Origin of the sequence: Oceanimonas sp. CAM02, from assembly GCF_032842915.1 — a bacterium.
Classification (GTDB): Bacteria; Pseudomonadota; Gammaproteobacteria; order Enterobacterales; family Aeromonadaceae; genus Oceanimonas; species Oceanimonas smirnovii.
Window position 1 is genome coordinate 25027 of sequence record NZ_JAWJBK010000030.1, and the last position, 17942, is coordinate 42968.

15 protein-coding genes, 2 tRNA genes and 1 riboswitch are annotated in these 17942 nt (G+C 54.9%); of the genes, 9 read left to right on the plus strand and 8 right to left on the minus strand.

All coding sequences use genetic code 11. The annotated features are described in order from the left end of the window. Positions 1–40 precede the first annotated feature (40 nt). The 3 genes from R0I78_RS11355 to R0I78_RS11365 all read right to left on the minus strand — a co-directional run bounded on the left by R0I78_RS11355 (position 41) and on the right by R0I78_RS11365 (position 3024). The gene (locus tag R0I78_RS11355) at positions 41–1177 is read right to left on the minus strand and encodes a MalY/PatB family protein (RefSeq protein WP_317075385.1); all 1137 of its coding nucleotides are present in this window, start codon (positions 1175–1177) and stop codon (positions 41–43) included. A gap of 61 nt (positions 1178–1238) precedes the next feature. Continuing rightward, positions 1239–2180: a LysR family transcriptional regulator gene (locus R0I78_RS11360; protein WP_019935724.1), complete on the minus strand. Its 942-nt coding sequence runs from the start codon at positions 2178–2180 to the stop codon at positions 1239–1241. Positions 2181–2256: 76 nt separating this feature from the next. After that, the gene (locus R0I78_RS11365; protein ID WP_019935725.1) at positions 2257–3024 is read right to left on the minus strand and encodes a YciK family oxidoreductase; all 768 of its coding nucleotides are present in this window, start codon (positions 3022–3024) and stop codon (positions 2257–2259) included. A 147-nt stretch (positions 3025–3171) separates the two neighbouring features. On the opposite strand from R0I78_RS11365, the gene sohB reads away from it, so the two are divergent. Then, positions 3172–4185 (plus strand): protease SohB, encoded by a 1014-nt coding sequence (sohB, locus tag R0I78_RS11370; RefSeq protein WP_317075386.1) that lies wholly within the window; start codon positions 3172–3174, stop codon positions 4183–4185. A gap of 48 nt (positions 4186–4233) precedes the next feature. On the opposite strand, the gene astB is transcribed toward sohB, so the two are convergent. Next, on the minus strand, positions 4234–5568 hold the full coding sequence (astB, locus tag R0I78_RS11375) for an N-succinylarginine dihydrolase (RefSeq protein WP_317075387.1): 1335 nt from the start codon (positions 5566–5568) through the stop codon (positions 4234–4236). A gap of 336 nt (positions 5569–5904) precedes the next feature. On the opposite strand from astB, the gene topA reads away from it, so the two are divergent. Both topA and R0I78_RS11385 read left to right on the plus strand, forming a co-directional pair. Continuing rightward, complete coding sequence (gene topA / locus R0I78_RS11380) at positions 5905–8532, plus strand: type I DNA topoisomerase (protein WP_317075388.1); 2628 nt, start codon at positions 5905–5907, stop codon at positions 8530–8532. An 82-nt stretch (positions 8533–8614) separates the two neighbouring features. Then, positions 8615–8779, plus strand: coding sequence for a hypothetical protein (locus tag R0I78_RS11385; RefSeq protein ID WP_019935729.1), 165 nt, complete (start codon positions 8615–8617; stop codon positions 8777–8779). Between the two features lie 2 nt (positions 8780–8781). On the opposite strand, the gene R0I78_RS11390 is transcribed toward R0I78_RS11385, so the two are convergent. The 3 genes from R0I78_RS11390 to ggt form a co-directional block, all read right to left on the minus strand. Further along, positions 8782–9120: an MGMT family protein gene (locus R0I78_RS11390; protein ID WP_317075389.1), complete on the minus strand. Its 339-nt coding sequence runs from the start codon at positions 9118–9120 to the stop codon at positions 8782–8784. Position 9121: 1 nt separating this feature from the next. Beyond that, positions 9122–10678, minus strand: a complete 1557-nt coding sequence (locus R0I78_RS11395) for a PAS domain-containing methyl-accepting chemotaxis protein (RefSeq protein ID WP_317075390.1) — start codon at positions 10676–10678, stop codon at positions 9122–9124. A 102-nt stretch (positions 10679–10780) separates the two neighbouring features. Beyond that, positions 10781–12538 carry a gamma-glutamyltransferase gene (ggt, locus tag R0I78_RS11400; RefSeq protein ID WP_317075391.1) on the minus strand — a complete coding sequence of 586 codons (1758 nt, stop codon included), beginning with the start codon at positions 12536–12538 and terminating at the stop codon, positions 10781–10783. 200 nt (positions 12539–12738) lie between these two features. Here ggt and R0I78_RS11405 point away from each other — a divergent pair. Further along, positions 12739–12814, plus strand: a tRNA-Gly gene (locus R0I78_RS11405). A 16-nt stretch (positions 12815–12830) separates the two neighbouring features. Then, a tRNA-Cys gene (locus R0I78_RS11410) sits at positions 12831–12904 on the plus strand. Here the strand turns inward: R0I78_RS11410 and R0I78_RS11415 are convergent. Beyond that, complete coding sequence (locus R0I78_RS11415; RefSeq protein WP_317075392.1) at positions 12905–13705, minus strand: DUF1853 family protein; 801 nt, start codon at positions 13703–13705, stop codon at positions 12905–12907. 61 nt (positions 13706–13766) lie between these two features. Between R0I78_RS11415 and R0I78_RS11420 the strand changes: the two genes are divergently transcribed. From R0I78_RS11420 to moaA, 4 genes are all read left to right on the plus strand, one after another. Beyond that, the gene (locus R0I78_RS11420) at positions 13767–14525 is read left to right on the plus strand and encodes a Nif3-like dinuclear metal center hexameric protein (RefSeq protein WP_317075393.1); all 759 of its coding nucleotides are present in this window, start codon (positions 13767–13769) and stop codon (positions 14523–14525) included. A 212-nt stretch (positions 14526–14737) separates the two neighbouring features. Further along, on the plus strand, positions 14738–16117 hold the full coding sequence (locus R0I78_RS11425; RefSeq protein WP_026344921.1) for a sigma-54-dependent transcriptional regulator: 1380 nt from the start codon (positions 14738–14740) through the stop codon (positions 16115–16117). Then, a complete protein-coding gene (locus tag R0I78_RS11430) occupies positions 16110–16484 on the plus strand; it encodes an Hpt domain-containing protein (protein WP_019935736.1) in 375 nt (124 codons plus the stop codon). The genes R0I78_RS11425 and R0I78_RS11430 overlap by 8 nt, the downstream gene beginning before the upstream one ends. Before the next feature lie 336 nt (positions 16485–16820). Further along, a riboswitch (molybdenum cofactor riboswitch) is annotated at positions 16821–16963 on the plus strand. Continuing rightward, entirely contained in the window at positions 16951–17931 is a 981-nt protein-coding gene (gene moaA / locus R0I78_RS11435; protein WP_317075394.1) for a GTP 3',8-cyclase MoaA, read from the plus strand. It overlaps the preceding riboswitch by 13 nt. The last annotated feature ends 11 nt before the right edge of the window (positions 17932–17942 follow it).

Below are 17942 nucleotides of genomic sequence, written 5' to 3' on the forward strand. Positions count from 1 at the left end.
AAAAGGCGAGATAAAAGAAGGACTCAAGCCGGCCTTTGAGTTAACGATTATTAATGGCTGCAATCATACGGTGCAAGGCCTCGTCAAGCATGGCCCGGGGGCAGCCAAAGTTCAGCCGCACAAAGTCACTGCCGCCGAACTGGCCGCCGGGAGACAGGCCCACGCCGGCCTGCTCAAAGAAACCGATAGGATCGTCCAGCTGCAGGGCGCTGATATCCACCCAGGCCAGATAAGTGGCTTCCGGTGACAGTACCTTCACACCGGGCACGTCGTTCAGGCGCTCCACCAGCAGATCCCGGTTTTTACGCAAATATTCCAGCTGTGCCTGCAACCAGTCTTCGCCGTCGGCATAGGCGGCTTCGGCGGCCACAAAGCCCAGCAGGTTAACATCGGCCATAATACCCCGGGCGGCGCGGGTGAAGCGGGTGCGCAGCTCGGCATTGGGCACCACCGCAAAAGAGCAGCACAGGCCGGCAATGTTAAAGGTTTTGCTCGGTGCCATCAGGATCACGCTGCGATCGGCGGCGTCCTCACTGATGGCAGCATAAGGCACGTGAGACTTGCCTTCATCAAGCAACAGGTCACAGTGAATTTCATCAGAGCAGACGATCAGATCATGCCGTTTGGCAATGTCGTTGATGGCTTCAAGCTCTTCGGTGGTGTAAATGGTACCGCCCGGGTTGTGCGGGTTACAGAACAGCAGCAACTCGCTGTCTTTGGCCTGACGCTCGAGCGAGTCGAGATCCAACAGCCAGCGGCCGTCTTTTTCCACCATTTCGACGTGCGCCGCCTTTCGGCCATGAAAGCCGGGAGCATGTAAAAAGGGGTAGTAAATGGGCTTGGGCATCAGAATGTTGCTGCCAGGCTCGCTGAAGGTCTGACAGGCCAGATTCAGTGCCGGTACCACGCCGGGCATATAGACCAGCCAGTCGGCCTGAATGTTCCAGCCATAGCGCTCGCGGCAGCGCTCGATAATCAGTTCGGTCAGCGCCGGAGTAGGGCGGCTATAGCCAAAAATACCGTGTTCTACCCGCTCATTCAGCGCGTCTATCACGGCAGGTGGTGCCTTGAACTCGGTGTCGGCAACCCACATGGGCAAAATATCGGTGCCTTCATATTTCAGCCACTTGAGCGCACGGGTAGGGCGGCGGTCTATCCACTGATCGAAATCAAACATGAGGTTTCCTTGTCTACTGCGAGTCCAAGAGCATAAGGAAGCCGGCGCGTGCTGGCAACAATCAGAGCACATCCTCAGGTTGGGCCTGATCATCGTAATGTTTGCGAATAAGACCCAGCAGCAGGCTGGCAGCGGGGCCGGGAGGAACAGTACCGGGCAGTACCAGGTGTGTAAAACGTTTGCGCAATGCCTGATTGGCCATGTGCAGTTGTACCAGAATGCCGTCATTCACCATGGGCTGCACCACATCCGAAGGAAGCCAGGCAAAGCCGACTCCCCGGCGCAGCAGTGAAAGCGCATCGTGTAAATGATGAATAATCCAGCGCTGCTCACCCCTGGCCCAGCCTTCTTCCTGTTCACTGCCATCGGCCAGCATCAGCTCCAGTTGTTGCTCCATCTCGGTCTGGCCCACGCCCTTGATATTTGCCAGCGGATGATTGGGGGCGGCGACGGGCACATAAACGGTGGTGGCCAGAGGGAGGGAGGTGAGATTCGGATAAGCTCTGGAGGCAAATACCATATGGGCTGCTTGCTGTCTGATCACGGTCTGACAGCCAGAAGGCTGGGTTTCCACCAGATGAATGCGGCAGCCCCGTGACTGAGTACGAAATTCAGCCAGGGCCTGATACAAGGGAGCGCGGGGCAAAGACGCTTCTACCACAATACGCAGCACCGGCTCCCAGCCGCTTGCCAGTATATCGGCCAGTCGCTCCAGGCTTTCTACATCCTGGGTCAGCTTGCGCGAGCGGCGCAGAAATACCTCACCCTGGGGAGTAAGGCAGGCCTTGCGACCGCGAACTTCCAGCAAAGAAAGACCAAGCGCCTGCTGCAATTTTGCCACCGCATGGTTCAGAGATGACTGGCTTTTATTCAGTTTTTCGGCGGCCTGGGCGTAACCACCGTGGTCAACCACCGCCTGAAAAATACGCCATTGCTCAACTGTGCTTTTGGGACGATACATAATAATGCCTGCCTTGGCATTGCCATCATGAGGCCGAACCATGGCCTCAGCGTTAATGATAGTCCTGTTCGGAATGAACCTATGCCAGAGTCAGTGTAGCAGCAGCGGAACAGGTATGTCAGGCTCTGGGCTGGCCGGACACTCTGTCGGTCTGCGCATCCAGAGACCGGCCGTTCACTGTCTCACTGTCGCTGCCCATCAGATAAAGGTAAGGCCCCATAATGTCGGCAGGCGAGCGCAGGCTAGACGGCGCTTCGGCGGGAAAGGCGCGCGCCCGCATGTGCGTGCGGGTTGCTCCCGGATTAATACAGTTGGCGCGCACGCCGGTATCCGCAAGCTCAGCAGCCAGCACCTGCATCATGCCTTCGGTGGCAAATTTGGAAATGGCATAGCTGCCCCAGTAGGCCCGGCCCTGTCTGCCTACCCCTGAGCTGGTAAACACGATGGAAGCAGGCTTGCTGTCTTTCAGCAGTGGCAGCAGTGCCTGGGTCATCAGAAACTGAGACTTGAGGTTTACCTGCATTACCTGGTCCCATTCATCCTCGCCAATCATTTCAAAAGGACCCAGGGCACCCAGCTGGCCGGCATTAAACAGCACACCGTCAAGGCGGCCAAACTGCTGGCGCACAGTGGCGGTCATGTCCTGATAGTTCTGTTTGGTTGCCCCCTGCAGATCCAGAGGAATGATAGCGGGCTCCGGACTGCCCTGAGCCAGCAGCTCATCATAAACGGCTTCCAGCTTTTTGACGGTTTTGCCCAGCAATATGACGGTGGCCCCGTGGGCACCATAGCTGAGTGCTGCCTGCCGGCCTATGCCGTCGCCGGCACCGGTCACCAGAATGACCTTGTTCTTGAGCAAATCGGGTGAGGGTTGATAATCAAGCATGGACCTTGTTCTCTGTACAGAAATTCAGTGTGTGCCGATCAAACCAGACTCTGCATCCTGATGCCAGCACGGAAAGCAAAAAAGCCGATTGGTGTTCTTGTTTGGGGCTGTCAGAATAACGCCATTCAGCTGCATAAGGAGAGTAATGTGGAATTTTTATACGAATATGGTCTGTTCGCAGCCAAGGCTCTGACCTGGGTGGCTGCTCTGGGGGTTGTGATTGCGCTGGCGGCGGCAGCCAGGCAAAAGCAGAGCAGCGACGGTGTGAACATTAAAGATGTGAGCGCAGCATTACGCCGGCAGGCCCGTCGCCTGCGCATGGAAACCGCCGTCACCGATGCCGAACGCAAGGCCCTGAAACAGGAATATCAAAAGGCGGATAAAACCGAAAAGAAGCAGGGCGATCAGCGTCGGCGGCTCTATGTGCTCGACTTCAAGGGCAGTATGGATGCTCATGAAGTGAAATGGCTGAGCGAGGAAGTGTCGGCATTGCTGCAGCTGGCAGATCCCGGAGACGAAGTGCTGGTGCGGCTTGAGTCTGGTGGCGGCGTGGTGCACGGTTACGGCCTGGGTGCTGCAGAGTTGCAGCGACTGAAGGGCCATGGCCTTAAGCTGACGGTGGCGGTAGACAAGGTTGCTGCCAGCGGCGGTTATATGATGGCCTGTGTGGCCGAGCGTATTATTGCCGCTCCCTTTGCCATTGTGGGCTCCATTGGTGTGGTGGCGCAAATGCCCAACTTTAACAAATTTCTGAAAAACCGGGATATAGACGTAGAGCTGCACACGGCCGGCGAATACAAGCGCACCCTGACACTGTTCGGTGAAAACGATGATCATGGCCGGGCCAAGTTCCGTGAAGAGCTGGAAGTAATCCATCAGCGTTTTAAGGCCTTTATTGCCGACAACCGTCCCAAGCTGGATCTGGATCGGGTGGCGACCGGCGAACACTGGCTGGCCAGCGATGCCCAGGCACTGGGGCTGGTGGACTCATTGCAAACCAGCAGCGATTACCTGCTGGCGCAAAGTAGCGATAAACGCATTATCAGTCTGAACTTTAAGCCCAAACAAAGCCTGAAGGACAAGTTTGGCAAGGCGGCAGAAATGGGTGTCAGCCGGGCACTGATGAAGCTCTATGAGGCGGGGCAGCGGCCCTTCAGCTGATTTAATTCAGGGAATAGGGATTAGTGGCCATTCCCTATTCCCTGCAGTTTACCGTTGAAACGGGTACACGGATCCCAGTTCAAGAATTTGGGTGAGTTCATCCAGAGCCGCGCGGGATTCCTCCAGCAGCGCCGGATCGCGCAGATCGTTCGGGTGCAGCCTGTCGCGGTAATGGCGCTGTACCCAGCCGGTAAGGCGGCCATACAGGCGATCATTCATCAGGCAGGCGGGATTTACCGCATTCAGCTGGGCCCGGTTCATGGCCACCCGCAGGCGCAGGCAGGCAGGGCCGCCCCCGTTTTGCATGCTTTGTTTTACGTCCATAAAGCGCACTTCCCGTATGGGGGTATTCATGGCCAGCAACCGCTTAAGATAGGCGTTTACGCTGGGCGTGCCGGCGCACTCTGTGGGCGCAATCAGCGCCATATGGCCTGGCTTCAGGGTAACCAGCTGCGTATTGAACAGGTAGCTTTTTACCGCATCTGCCACCGGCACCTCGTCATTTTTTACTTCAATAAAATGCAGCTCAGTATCGGGCAGTTTGCGCCGCACTTCTGCCTGCATGCCCTGAGTATCAAGAAAAGCCTGCTGATGGTAAAACAGCACATTGCCGTTACCCACGGCAATGACGTCATTATGAAACACACCCTGATCAATCACTGCAGGGTTTTGCTGAATAAAAACCGTCTTGCACTCACTCAGCCCATGCAGGCGGGCCACGGCCCGTGAGGCTTCCAGTGTCTGGCGGGCAGGAAAGCGGCGCGGTGCCGGTGCCCCGGGCTGATGGGCCCGGCGGCCATAGACAAATAGTTCAAGCCCGTGGCCCTGCTCATTATGCAGCCGGGTGTGGTTTGCAGCGCCTTCGTCACCGAAGTCGTCATGGGCGGGCAGGGCCTGGTGATGACAAAAATGGGCTTCGTCGGCAAACACACTGCGCAATATACGGCCAGTCACCTCATGCTCAATGGAGCGGTGAAACTTGTTAACCAGATTGGCAGGAGTAAAGTGCACGCGGCCATCAAGTGTATCGGCACCGGGTGAAACGGTGGCGGCGTTGGCGGTCCACATGGCTGATGCGGAGCTGCAGGCCGCCAGCAAATGGGGGGCCTCACGAAAGGCGCTGTCCAGTACTTGTGCATCAGTGCCGGCAAAGCCCAGCCGGCGCAGTGTGTCTGTGTCGGGGCGGGCCTGCGGAGCCAGCACTCCCTGCACCAGCCCCATGTCGGCCAGGGCCTTCATTTTGCTCAGTCCCTGCAGGGCGGCCTCCCGCGGATGCGACATGCTTTTAGCATGACGATTGGATGCCACATTACCCCATGAAAGTCCGGCATAGTTATGAGTGGGACCTACCAGACCATCGAAGTTCGCTTCCTGTTCAATCATGATAATCTCCTTGAAATCCTGGCGTTGACCAATAAAAGATGCTGCGCACTGCCATTATATTTAGATTTTTATCAAGGTTGTAACTCAAATGTGACAAAGCCACCAGGGGCAGGAATAATGATGCATAAAAAGCGGGCGAACAGGCGACCTGAATAAAAAAGCAGTTGATTCCTGTCTCTATGAGGGCGTTAATAAATAAATATAAATTCACTGAATTTTTTTCAGGCCCGCGCCCGGCTGGTTTGCTTTTTATGACGATATCACTTATACAGCCGTCATTACCGTGCCACAGACCCGCCCGACCGGGGCCGAACCTTAAGGATTTTAACGCGCTTTATGAGCAAATCTCTCGTTATTGTGGAATCGCCCGCCAAAGCCAAGACCATCAACAAGTACCTGGGCAGGAACTATGTGGTCAAATCCAGTGTCGGCCATGTTCGGGACTTGCCGACCGCCGGTTCAGCCAATGGTAAAAAGCCGGCCGCGCGCAAAACCGATACCAAAAGTCTGAGCCCGGAAGAAAAGGCCCGACTGAAAAAGGAAAAGGATCACAAGGCGCTGATCGCCCGTATGGGGGTTGATCCTGAGCACGGCTGGCAGGCCAACTATCAGGTATTGCCGGGTAAGGAAAAGGTGGTCAATGAGCTTCAGGCACTGGCCGAAAAGGCTGACACCATCTACCTTGCAACGGATTTGGACCGCGAAGGAGAAGCCATTGCCTGGCACCTGAAGGAGCTGATTGGTGGTGATGACAGCCGCTTCAAGCGGGTGGTGTTCAATGAGATCACCAAATCTGCCATTCAGGATGCTTTCAGCCAGCCGTCGGAGCTGAACCTGAACCGGGTAAATGCTCAGCAGGCCCGTCGTTTTCTCGATCGGGTCGTGGGCTATATGGTATCGCCACTGTTGTGGAAAAAGGTTGCCAGAGGCTTGTCGGCCGGCCGGGTGCAGTCGGTAGCGGTGCGGCTGATTGTGGAAAAAGAACGGGAAATCAAGGCTTTTGTGCCTGAAGAATACTGGGATATTCAGGCTGCGCTGAGCAATGAACAAAAGCTGGCGTTGTCCATGATGGTCGCCAAATACCAGGGCAAGGAGTTTCGGCCCACCAATGAGGCCGACGCCATGGCAGCGGTGGATGCGCTGCGTGCGGGTACCTTTACCGTGGCCAGCCGGGAAGACAGACCCACCCAGAGCAAGCCGCCGGCCCCCTTTATTACGTCAACTTTGCAGCAGGCAGCCAGCACTCGGCTAAGCTACGGTGTCAAGCGCACCATGATGCTGGCCCAGCGCCTGTATGAAGCCGGTTACATCACCTATATGCGTACCGACTCCACCAACCTGAGTCAGGAAGCGGTGGCCTCGGTGCGTGATTTTATTGAGCAGCAGCACGGCAGGGATTATCTGCCCGAGTCACCCAATGTCTACGGTGCCAAGGCTAACGCCCAGGAAGCCCACGAAGCCATTCGTCCGTCCGACGTCACTCTGTCTGCGGAGCAGCTCGATGGCATGGAGGCTGATGCCAAGCGACTTTACGATCTTATCTGGCGTCAGTTTGTGGCCTGTCAGATGACGCCGGCGAAATACGACAGCAGCACCATTACGGTCACCTCCGGTGACTATGAGCTGAAAGCCCGGGGACGTATTCTGCGCTTCGCCGGCTGGACCCGCGTGCTCACGCCCCAAAGCCGCAAAGGTGAAGATACCGAGCTGCCGGCGGTGCAGCAGGGTGAAACCCTCACCCTGAATGAGCTGACGCCAAAACAGCACTTTACCAAGCCGCCGGCACGTTTTACCGAAGCGGCCCTGGTGCGGGAGCTGGAAAAGCGTGGCATTGGCCGTCCGTCTACCTATGCCTCCATCATCTCTACCATTCAGGACAGAGGCTATGTCAAAGTGGAAAGCCGTCGTTTCTATGCTGAAAAAATGGGCGAGATTGTGGCCGACAGGCTGCAGGAAAGTTTTGCCGAGCTGATGAACTACGACTTTACCGCCCAGATGGAAAGCAAGCTGGATGAAATTGCCGGCGGCAAACTGAACTGGACCCAGGTGCTTGATGCCTTTTATGCCGAGTTCAGTGAAGAGCTGGAAAAGGCCGAACAGCCGGCAGAAGAAGGCGGTATGCGTGCCAATGAAATGGTACTGACCGATATCGACTGCCCTACCTGCGGCCGCAAAATGGGTATTCGCACTGCCACCACCGGCGTGTTCCTGGGCTGTTCCGGCTATGCGCTGCCGCCCAAGGAACGCTGCAAGCAGACTATTAATCTGGTTCCCGGTGACGAATTTGTGCTGGCCAACGATGAAGAGGCAGAAACCGATGCGCTGCGTGCCAAGCGCCGCTGTGGCAAGTGCGGTACTGCCATGGATTCATATCTGATTGATGACAAGCGCAAGCTGCATGTGTGTGGTCAAAATCCGGACTGTGACGGTTATGAGCTGGAACAGGGCCAGTTTAAACTCAAGGGCTATGAAGGCCCGGTCATTGACTGTGATCGCTGCGGCAGTGAAATGCAGCTTAAAACCGGCCGCTTCGGTAAGTACATGGCCTGTACCAATGACGAGTGCAAAAATACTCGCAAGATCCTGAAAAACGGTGAAGTAGCGCCGCCCAAGGAAGATCCGGTGCACCTGCCCGAGCTGCCCTGCACTCAGTCTGACGCCTACTTTGTGCTGCGCGACGGTGCCGCCGGCATTTTTATGGCCGCCAGTAATTTTCCCAAATCCCGGGAAACCCGTGCGCCTTTGGTGGAAGAGCTGGTACGCTTTAAAGACCGGCTGCCATCCAAGTTCCTTTATCTGGCCGAGGCACCTGTCGAAGATCCGGATGGTAACAAGGCGGTGGTGCGCTTCAGCCGTAAAAACAAGGAACAATATGTGATGACAGAGGTCAATAAAAAAGCGACCGGCTGGACTGCGCATTATGTGGATGGCAAGTGGCAGCAACATCAGAAAGGTAAAAAGTAACCCCAAGGCCGCCTGTTGTTCGTATGTTTCGCACAAGGAGTTGGGTGCAATCATCTCAGGCACTGCCTGAACAGGAGTGAATATGGATATTCGTGAAGTAAGGCCGGGCATGATTTGTTACACCACCGAAGGGTCGGGCTATGTACTGGAGGTGGATGTAAACAATGAGGTGGTATTGCTGCAGCGGGAAGACGAGACCATTCCCTTTCAGGTACATGTAAGCGATTTGCTTGAAAGAGCTGAGTAACCTTATTGATCAAGCAGCACCAGCAGCGCACCCAGATCGGGTCGCCACTGGTGCTGTTTCATATCAACCTTATTGCCCCTGAAGACAACACCTTCCGTAAGCAGCCGCTCTTTTTGTTCACGCGCTTCCCGGCTGTCCGCCGGCAGGCTGATATGCCCCGAAGACGCCACTACCCTGTGCCAGGGCAGGGCAGAGGTATCGGCCCGGCGCAGCACAGTGCCGGCCAGCCGTGCCCGTCCGGGCAGACCGGCCAGATCTGCGAGCTGACCATAACTGACCACATAACCGGCAGGAACCAGTGCCAGCACCGATAATATGGCCTGCTTGCCGGTCATGCTCATATCAGGAAAAGGTGCGGCTCAGATTATTCAGCCCCTGAGAGCGCGCCAGCAGTTCCCGGCTGGAGTCTTCTACCTGAGTAATGGTGTTGAGATTGGCTGAGGAGGTCTCGGATATTTGATGGACATTACGGCTGATCTCTTCTGCCACCTGTTGCTGCTGGCCTGCCGCAGTTGAAATTTCCACGGTGAAGCCGGCGATATTGTCAATTTCCTGAACCACACGCCCCAGACTTTCAGTGCCGGCTTCAGCCGCATTCACACATTCCTGGCTGTGTGCCCGGTTGGTATCCATCATGGTGCGCCAGTTGGCCAGAGTTTGCTGGATCTGGCTGATGCTGGTCTGAATTTGTTCGGTGGCACCATGGGTGCGTGTGGAGAGGGCACGCACTTCTTCGGCCACCACCGCAAAGCCACGGCCATGCTCACCGGCACGGGCCGCTTCAATGGCGGCATTCAGTGCCAGCAGGTTGGTCTGATCAGCAATACCCTGAATTTCTGTCATCAAGGTACCAATGCGATTGGACTCTTCTGACAGTGCCACTGTGGCCTCAGCAGCCTGCTCCGCCTCCCGGGCCAGCTCTACTATCTTCTGTCGTGTCTGCTCCAGCTGGTTTTGAGTCAGATAGCATTGATTCTGAGCCTCTTCGGCATTTTGGGCGGCTTTATGAGTATTTTGAGTAATTTCATTGGCCGTGGCCGACATCTCATCAATAGCGGCAGCAATCTGATGGGTATCGCTGTCCTGGCGGCTGAGATCGTTACGGGCACTGCTCATGGCCTGCATCATGCTGGTAGCCAGAGATTTGAGGGAGCCGGTCGCATCATCCACCCGGCCTAAAATAGTGCGGGAGCGCGCCTGCCACAGGCCAAGGTGGTAATCAGCAATGGAATGAGGCTCGTTGCCGGAATAAACCAGCCGGGACAGGCTGTCATATTCCTTGTGCAGATTTTGAAAGAAACGCGTGCTGGAAAACAGCTGGTTGCGGGTGTTCAGCACCAGCCAGGCCAGAGGCAGCAGGCTCCATACCAGACCGGACAAGCCGCCATAATGCCAGGCACCGCCCAACAGGCCCAGCATAACGGCACTGCTTATCCAGGGCCTCAGGGCAGTCAGCTTGACGGCCGGTTTTTTGCGCTTACTTTTTTCCGCAGCCAGCAGACTGGCATAGGCTTTCTCGGCACGGGCACGCACTGCCGGATCCAGCCTGGTACGCACCGACTGATAGCCGGTGACCTTGCCGTTTTCGTAAATAGGAGTCACATAGGCATCCACCCAGTAATAGCGGCCATCCTTGCAGCGGTTTTTAACGGCTCCGCGCCAGGCCTGTCCCTGTTCCATACGATCCCACAGGTCCTTGAAGGCAGCTTTGGGCATGTCAGGATGGCGTACAATATTATGGTTTTTCCCTTGCAACTCTTCAGCAGTAAAGCCGGCCACTTTGCAGAAAATGTCATTGGCGTAGGTAATCACACCGCGTTTATCGGTGGTAGATACCAGCTGCTCCTGCTCGCTGTAGGTTACTTCTTCATCGATAACGTGCTGATTTCTTCTGTTCATTAGGATGCTTAATATATTTGTCGCATTTTGTTAGTTACTTATCGGCATAGCGAGCCAGTTCTTAAATAAAAAACAGCACTGACTTCTTTACTGGCTCAGACGTTAAGGGCCGGCTGACACACCTGGCTCAGGCAGCAGATTTGCGGGTATGGCAGTGCCTTCCCGACGAGGATCCGCCACGCCTTGCAGCTGGTTACCCTGTCGCATAATCACATGCAGGCCCGAGTTAAGCTCGTTAAAACGGGGCTTATAGCCCAATGCTGCCATGGCCGGCTGCAGTGCCCGGTTACGGCCAAATGGTTCCATTTCCAGCTGTCCTCCTCTGTGTAATACATGAGGTTGGTGTACTGCTTCACGAATATCCATCCCCCAGTCGAGTACACTGATCAGGGTGTGCAGAACATAGCCGATAATGCTGCTGCCTCCGGGAGAGCCGAGCACCATCAGCAGTTTGTTATGTTGATCAAACACCAGGGTGGGGCTCATGGAGGAGCGAGGACGTTTGCCCGGCTCCAGACGGTTGGCCAGCGGCACACCATTTTGCTCGGGTACAAAGGCAAAGTCGGTGAGTTCATTGTTAAGCAGAAATCCCTGTACCATCAGCCGGGAGCCAAAGGCGTTTTCAATGGTAGAGGTGAGGGAAACGGCATTACCCTTGGCGTCAATAATGCTTATCTGGGTCGTCGATGGCAGTTCCGGTGAGGTATCTGCCGGCGGAGCCGGCTGTATTGTTGGCTGGCCGGCCTTTACCTCAGACAGCGCCTGTGCTGATGCCTTTAATAACCCGGCTCGATCAGCAAGGTAGTCTGCACTCAGCAGTGCCTCAACCGGCACGGGCACAAAGTCACTGTCGGCGGCATAACGTGCTCTGTCGGCAAACGCCAGGCGGGAAGCATCGGCAATCAGCCGCCAGGCCGCAGGTGAGGCCGGCCCCATCTTGCTCAGCTCAAAGTGAGACAGCATGCCCAGAATTTGCCCCAGCGCAAGCGTTCCGGAGCCGGGTGGACCCATGCCACATAATTTGTATTGACGATAAGGAAAACACAGCGCCGGACGTTCCTGAACACGGTACTGGGCCAGGTCTTCAAGCGTCAGGGGGCCCGGGTTGCTGGCAGCTGAGACCTTGTCGACCATCAGACCGGCAATTTTTCCTTCATAAAAAGCAGAAGGTCCCTCTATGCTGAGCCGCGTCAGTATGGCGGCGAGTAATGGGTTAACCAGATGATGTCCGGCAGTAAGCGGTTCGCCCTTTTCGTTAAAGAAATAGTCCCTGGCCTGAGGATCCTGCTGCAGACTGTCACGGTTTTTAGTAATCAGTTGTGCCAGTCTGGGCGATACTTCAAAACCATTCAAAGAAAGAGAAATAGCGGGAGTGAACAGGTCCTGCCAGGGCAGGGAGCCAAAACGCTGATGGGCCTGCCACATCAGCATTACCGTGCCCGGTGTGCCTACTGAGCGGCCGCCGATCACGGCGTCCATAAACTCAAGAGGCTTACCCTGTTCATCAATAAACAATTCAGGTGAAGCAGCCAGCGGGGCGGTTTCCCGACCGTCCAGCGTTGTTACCTGCTGTTTCTCTTGCTGCCAATGCACCAGAAAACCGCCGCCGCCAAGTCCGGATGACTGTGGTTCCACCAGCGTCAGTACCATCTGGGCGGCTATCATGGCATCTACCGCACTGCCACCCCGTTCCAGCATTTGTTGCGCTGCCCGGCTGGCATGAGAATTGGCCGTCACCACCATCGCCTGCTGTGTCTGCACCAGCGGCTTGTTTTGCCAGCCGGTGGCGGCTTCAGGTGTAGCACGGCTGTCGGCATAAGCGGGAGACCACCAGAGTAAAAAAATAAGAAACAGGGGCATAACAGGGCTCCTGAGCAAACAAGGTACCTCAGCTTAGCAGCATGCAAAGGTAAAACCAGCCAAAAAACACCCAAGGTGCTGAAAATAAAAGCAAATGATGCTGGCGACAGAAAAATGACTTGTATTGCAGGTGCGCCTGCCTATAATGCAACTCCATCAGCAGCCCGGCTGTTGATGATTTTTTGTATTTTGATTTGTATGCGGGAATAGCTCAGCTGGTAGAGCACAACCTTGCCAAGGTTGGGGTCGCGAGTTCGAATCTCGTTTCCCGCTCCAATCAACACCCTGCAAAGGCGCGTTAGCAAAGCGGTTATGCAGCGGATTGCAAATCCGTTTAGTCCGGTTCGACTCCGGAACGCGCCTCCACTACTTCTCCCTATTCCAGTTTTCATCTACTCGAACATACCAGCTGCCATCTTCATTCTGGTAGTTCTGCCGATCCCGCAATTCGGTGGTAACACGTCCGCCCGTCATCCAGCCCAGTTTTTGCTGGGGCATAAAACCCGGCCCCGGCAGCTCATAGCCCCAGCGTCCGTAGTCATGGCCTGGCTGCTTCGGCAGCATGGATCCTTCGGGATAAAATAAACGTCCTTTCAACAGCAGCCGCTTTTTTACCGGCAACAGGCCTTCGGCTTTCAGTGCTGCACGGACTTCAGCATGTTCACTCAACTGCAGCTGATGCTGTTGCATATGATCCAGTTTGCGTCTGAGTCTGTCGCAGGGGTTAATACCCAAGGCACTGTCTTGCGGAGCGCTCATATCAGTGATCAGATAAAATTTCACCGCCAGCTCCCAGTGTTCGATACGCTGGCGATGGTGGTCCCACAGCAGAAAATCAAAGGCACCCATGGTCCGTCCTGCCACTACCTGCTGGCGATTAAAGCCCAGTACCTGAAAACCCGGATAGTCCAGTAAAAAGAAGTGCCACAGGGCCTCAAAGTACTGCCCCAGCCGGCGGCAGTGACGACAGTGATGCAGCAGCAGGGCGGGATTTCTATCCAGTTGTTGCAGGCGTGGCTGATATGCTTTCAGCAGGTGAGCATACCAGCTATCGTCCGGTGCCATAGAGACTCCGGGCAATAAACCCGGGCTACCAATGGCCCAGGCCAGATCCCGCACTTCATTATGGCGATAATGAGTGAATGGCTGCGTTGGTAAAAGGCGCATCAAATCATCCTCTTTTGCTTTACAATATTGCCTATTCAACCCATCAACAAGGGGAGCCAGCGTGAACAACATCCAGCTCGAGCAACTGTTAAACAAGCAGCTGAATACTCAGGCTATTCGTGATTATTGCCCCAACGGACTGCAAGTGGAAGGGCGCGCCGACATTCGCCATATTGTTACCGGTGTGACCGCCAGCCAGGCATTAATTGACGAGGCCATTGCCCGTCGCGCCGATGCCATTCTGGTGCATCACGGTTATTTTTGGAAAGGAGAATCGCAGCCGGTAACAGGCATGAAGCGCAACCGGCTGAAAGCCCTGCTGGCGAATGATGTCAACCTTTATGCCTATCATCTGCCACTGGATATTGCTCCTGAGCTTGGTAATAACGCTCAGCTGGCGGCGTTACTCGGCATTGAGATGGCCGGTCCGCTTGAGCCGGGCAATGAGTTGTCGGTGGCCATGCGTGGTGAGCTGAGCACGGCAATGACCGGGAGCGAACTGGCCAGCCGCATTGAGCAGACGCTGGGCCGAGGCGTGCTGCATGTGGGTGACACAGGGCCGGCGCAAATTCGCAAAATTGGCTGGTGCACCGGTGGTGGTCAGGGCTATATCGATCTGGCGGCAGAGCAGGGCATGGATGCCTTTATCAGTGGTGAAGTTTCCGAGCAGACGGTTCACTCAGCCCGTGAGCTGGGCATTCACTTCTTTGCTGCCGGCCATCATGCCACCGAGCGCTACGGCGTTAAGGCACTGGGAGAGTGGCTGGCAGCCAACCATGGGATCACCGTGGAATTTGTAGATATCGACAATCCGGCATAAAAAAGACCAGGGAGGATAACCACCCTGGTTTCGCAGCAGCCACGAAGGCAACAATATTGTTTGTCCTGCTGAGCGCAGTGAACAAGCACGGTGAATGGGTAACGTATGAGTCATTTTCTATGTTGGATATATGTTAACATCCGGTTATCTGAAGGCAAGTCATTTCTTCAGGCCCAAAGAAAAATGACAATGAATTCAATGAGAGAAGTATGATGGTAGATAAAAGGCTAACTGTCCTGATGGTGGAAGACACGCCGTCATTGGCAGCCATGTATCAGATGTTTTTGCAGGATGAGCCTTTGGTGCTGACGACAGTCAGCAACGGCCAGCAGGCACTGGAGCATATTAAGCGCGAGCCTCCTGATATTTTGCTGCTGGATTTAATCCTGCCCGATATGCCGGGTATGGATATTTTGCAGTGGCTGCATGAAGAGCAGCTGAATATTACTACCATAGTGATGACGGCTCACGGCTCTGTGGATGTCGCGGTAGACGCCATGCGTCTGGGGGCTCATGACTTTATCAGCAAACCGGTAGAAGCCGAACGGCTCAAGGTGACCCTGCATAACACCATGAAATTTCGCCGGCTCAATCAGCTGGTCAATCAGTATCGCCATGAGATCGACAGAAAGCGTTTTCAAGGGTTTATCGGTGAAAGTCTGCCGATGCAAAAAGTTTACCGGCTGATTGAGAATGCCGCTCCCAGCACCGCTACCGTCTTTATTACCGGTGAAAGCGGCACTGGCAAGGAAGTATGTGCTGAAGCTATTCATCAGCTCAGTGGCCGCGCTGACGGGCCTTTTATTGCACTGAACTGTGCCGCTATTCCACGTGATTTGATGGAAAGTGAGCTGTTCGGCCATATCAAGGGTGCCTTTACCGGTGCACTGCAAGACAGAGACGGCGCTGTTATCCGTGCCAACGGCGGCACTCTGTTTATGGATGAAATCTGTGAAATGGATCTGGAGCTGCAGAGCAAGCTGCTGCGCTTTTTACAGACCGGCCTGATCCAGCCGGTGGGCAGCTCCAATCATGTGAAAGTTGATGTGCGCATTGTGTGTGCCACCAACCGGGATCCGCTTGTTGAAGTAGAGCAGGGCCGTTTTCGGGAAGATCTCTACTACCGCTTGCATGTGATCCCGGTACATCTTCCGCCACTGCGCGAGCGGGGAGGAGATGTGATTAATATTGCCACCACCCTGGTGCGTCAGGCGTCACGGGAAGAAGGCAAAGATTTTGTGGGGCTGTCTGAGGCAACCAAAAATCGTTTGCAGGCATATCACTGGCCCGGCAATGTGCGCCAGCTGCAAAACGTGATCCGTAATGCAGTGGTGCTGCATCAGGGAGAGTGGATTGAAGTTGATATGCTGCCGGCACCACTTGATAGCATTACAACCGGAGCGACAACGGCCGATCATGACGGAGCAGCGGCATCTCAGCCCATATTACCGCTGGCAGTGGTTGAACGAAAAGCCATAGAACGCACTATTGCTCATTGTGATGGCAACATCTCCCGGGCTGCAGCCATGCTCGAGGTCAGCCCGTCAACGATTTATCGTAAGCTGCAAAGCTGGGGAGATGATAATGGCTGACTGGCAAACACTTTACCCTCGTCTGCCGCTGTTGGATCCGGCACGACTGGAACAACTGGTCAAAGATCTTGGGCAGGATGCACTGGGCCGTCTGCTGATCTTGTTTGCGGAAGACGGCATACAGCAGGGAGAAGCGCTGGAGCAGGCGTTTAATGAAGGAAATCATGAAGGCATGGCACTATGGTGCCATAGTCTTAAATCAGCCTGTGGCAGTTACGGTGCTTTACGCTGTCAGTTCCTGGCAGAAAAGCTGGAACAGGCTTGTCGTCAGCAACAGACTGATCAGGTGTCGTTACTGATGGCAGCCTGGCAACAGGCGCTGAGTGATACCCTTGAAGCGGTTCAATTACACAGAGAAAGCCGTTAAGCAGGCAAAAAAAATGGCCAACCCAATGGGTTGACCGAACTTCAGCGGGAGCTGAAGAGAGCACGGGATAAAAACGACTGCTTAAGTATATGAAAGTATCGTGCCAACTTTTCAAATCCCCGTCATTGCTGGCTTTCCAGTGTATTTGAATAAATACCGACCAACCCAAATTGCGGAATGTCGCATTGTGCGACAGGTGTTTGTTGCGTAATGCAATTTCCCTTCTATCTCCCTCTGACAAAGCAAATAAATACCGATACAGTCCATATTCTCTTGCCGGCAGCCAAATATTTCTTGATCTAAAGCTATGTTTACACCTAAGGTGAGGTGAGAACATTGGTTTACAAACTCCGAGTTCGTCATCGCCTAAGTTGGGTTCTCAATAAGGTGTGCGGACCGCTCGGGCCTTCGGGCTCGTAAGGGTGTTATCAGAAATGATGCCGCCTCCCGTTTTGGAAAGGTGTTTATGCTGGAACTACAAGACGCGTTCGCGCGCAAATTTCATTATTTGCGGCTGTCGGTGACCGACGTCTGCAACTTTCGCTGTCAATACTGTTTGCCTGACGGTTATCGTCCCGACGGCCGCAAGTCTTTTCTTACCCTGAGTGAGATCCGTCACATCACTCGTGCTTTTGCCGCCATGGGCACCAACAAGGTGCGCATTACCGGTGGTGAGCCCTCCATGCGCCGGGACTTTACCGATATCATCGAAACGGTGGCATCTACGCCCGGCATTCGCAAGGTGGCTACCACTACCAACGGCTATCGTATGGCGGAGCAGGTAGCAGACTGGCGCAGTGCCGGGCTGGGCGCTATCAACGTCAGCGTTGACAGCCTGGATCCGCGCATGTTTCACCAGATCACCGGTCAGAACCGTTTTCATGAGGTGATGGCGGGCATTGATGCCGCCTTTGCGGCCGGTTTTGAGCAGGTGAAGGTGAATACAGTACTGATGCGCGGGCTCAATGACGGTGAGCTGGGTAACTTTCTGGCCTGGATAAAGTCCAATCCCATTCAGTTGCGTTTTATCGAGCTGATGCAAACCGGTGAAATGGACGAGCTGTTTGACCGTCATCACGTGCGTGGGGCGGCCATCAAGGAAAAGTTGCTGGAAGCCGGCTGGCAGCAAAAAGTACGGGCGCATAATGATGGTCCGGCGGAAGTATTCTGGCATTCGGACTATGTGGGCGAAATTGGCCTTATCATGCCTTATGCCAAAGACTTCTGTGCCAGTTGCAACCGCCTGCGGGTGTCGGCGCTGGGTAAGTTGCATTTGTGCCTGTTTGGTGAATATGGTGTAGATCTGCGTGAGCTGCTGCAGCATGAAGAACAACAGGCGGCGCTGCAACGGCGCTTGCGTAACGCCCTGGCCGATAAAAAAGCGACCCACTTTCTGCATGAAGGCATCAGCGGCATGACACCGCATTTGGCATCCATCGGCGGTTAATAGTTTCATAA

Excerpts from the sequence above, each read along its gene's own strand:
- R0I78_RS11355 (WP_317075385.1), bottom strand. The coding sequence starts at position 1,177 with ATGTTTGATTTCGATCAGTGGATAGACCGCCGCCCTACCCGTGCGCTC.
- R0I78_RS11360 (WP_019935724.1), bottom strand. The coding sequence starts at position 2,180 with ATGGTTCGGCCTCATGATGGCAATGCCAAGGCAGGCATTATTATGTAT.
- R0I78_RS11365 (WP_019935725.1), bottom strand. The coding sequence starts at position 3,024 with ATGCTTGATTATCAACCCTCACCCGATTTGCTCAAGAACAAGGTCATT.
- astB (WP_317075387.1), bottom strand. The coding sequence starts at position 5,568 with ATGATTGAACAGGAAGCGAACTTCGATGGTCTGGTAGGTCCCACTCAT.
- topA (WP_317075388.1), top strand. The coding sequence starts at position 5,905 with ATGAGCAAATCTCTCGTTATTGTGGAATCGCCCGCCAAAGCCAAGACC.
- R0I78_RS11385 (WP_019935729.1), top strand. The coding sequence starts at position 8,615 with ATGGATATTCGTGAAGTAAGGCCGGGCATGATTTGTTACACCACCGAA.
- R0I78_RS11390 (WP_317075389.1), bottom strand. The coding sequence starts at position 9,120 with ATGAGCATGACCGGCAAGCAGGCCATATTATCGGTGCTGGCACTGGTT.
- R0I78_RS11395 (WP_317075390.1), bottom strand. The coding sequence starts at position 10,678 with ATGAACAGAAGAAATCAGCACGTTATCGATGAAGAAGTAACCTACAGC.
- ggt (WP_317075391.1), bottom strand. The coding sequence starts at position 12,538 with ATGCCCCTGTTTCTTATTTTTTTACTCTGGTGGTCTCCCGCTTATGCC.
- R0I78_RS11415 (WP_317075392.1), bottom strand. The coding sequence starts at position 13,705 with ATGCGCCTTTTACCAACGCAGCCATTCACTCATTATCGCCATAATGAA.
- R0I78_RS11425 (WP_026344921.1), top strand. The coding sequence starts at position 14,738 with ATGGTAGATAAAAGGCTAACTGTCCTGATGGTGGAAGACACGCCGTCA.
- R0I78_RS11430 (WP_019935736.1), top strand. The coding sequence starts at position 16,110 with ATGGCTGACTGGCAAACACTTTACCCTCGTCTGCCGCTGTTGGATCCG.
- moaA (WP_317075394.1), top strand. The coding sequence starts at position 16,951 with ATGCTGGAACTACAAGACGCGTTCGCGCGCAAATTTCATTATTTGCGG.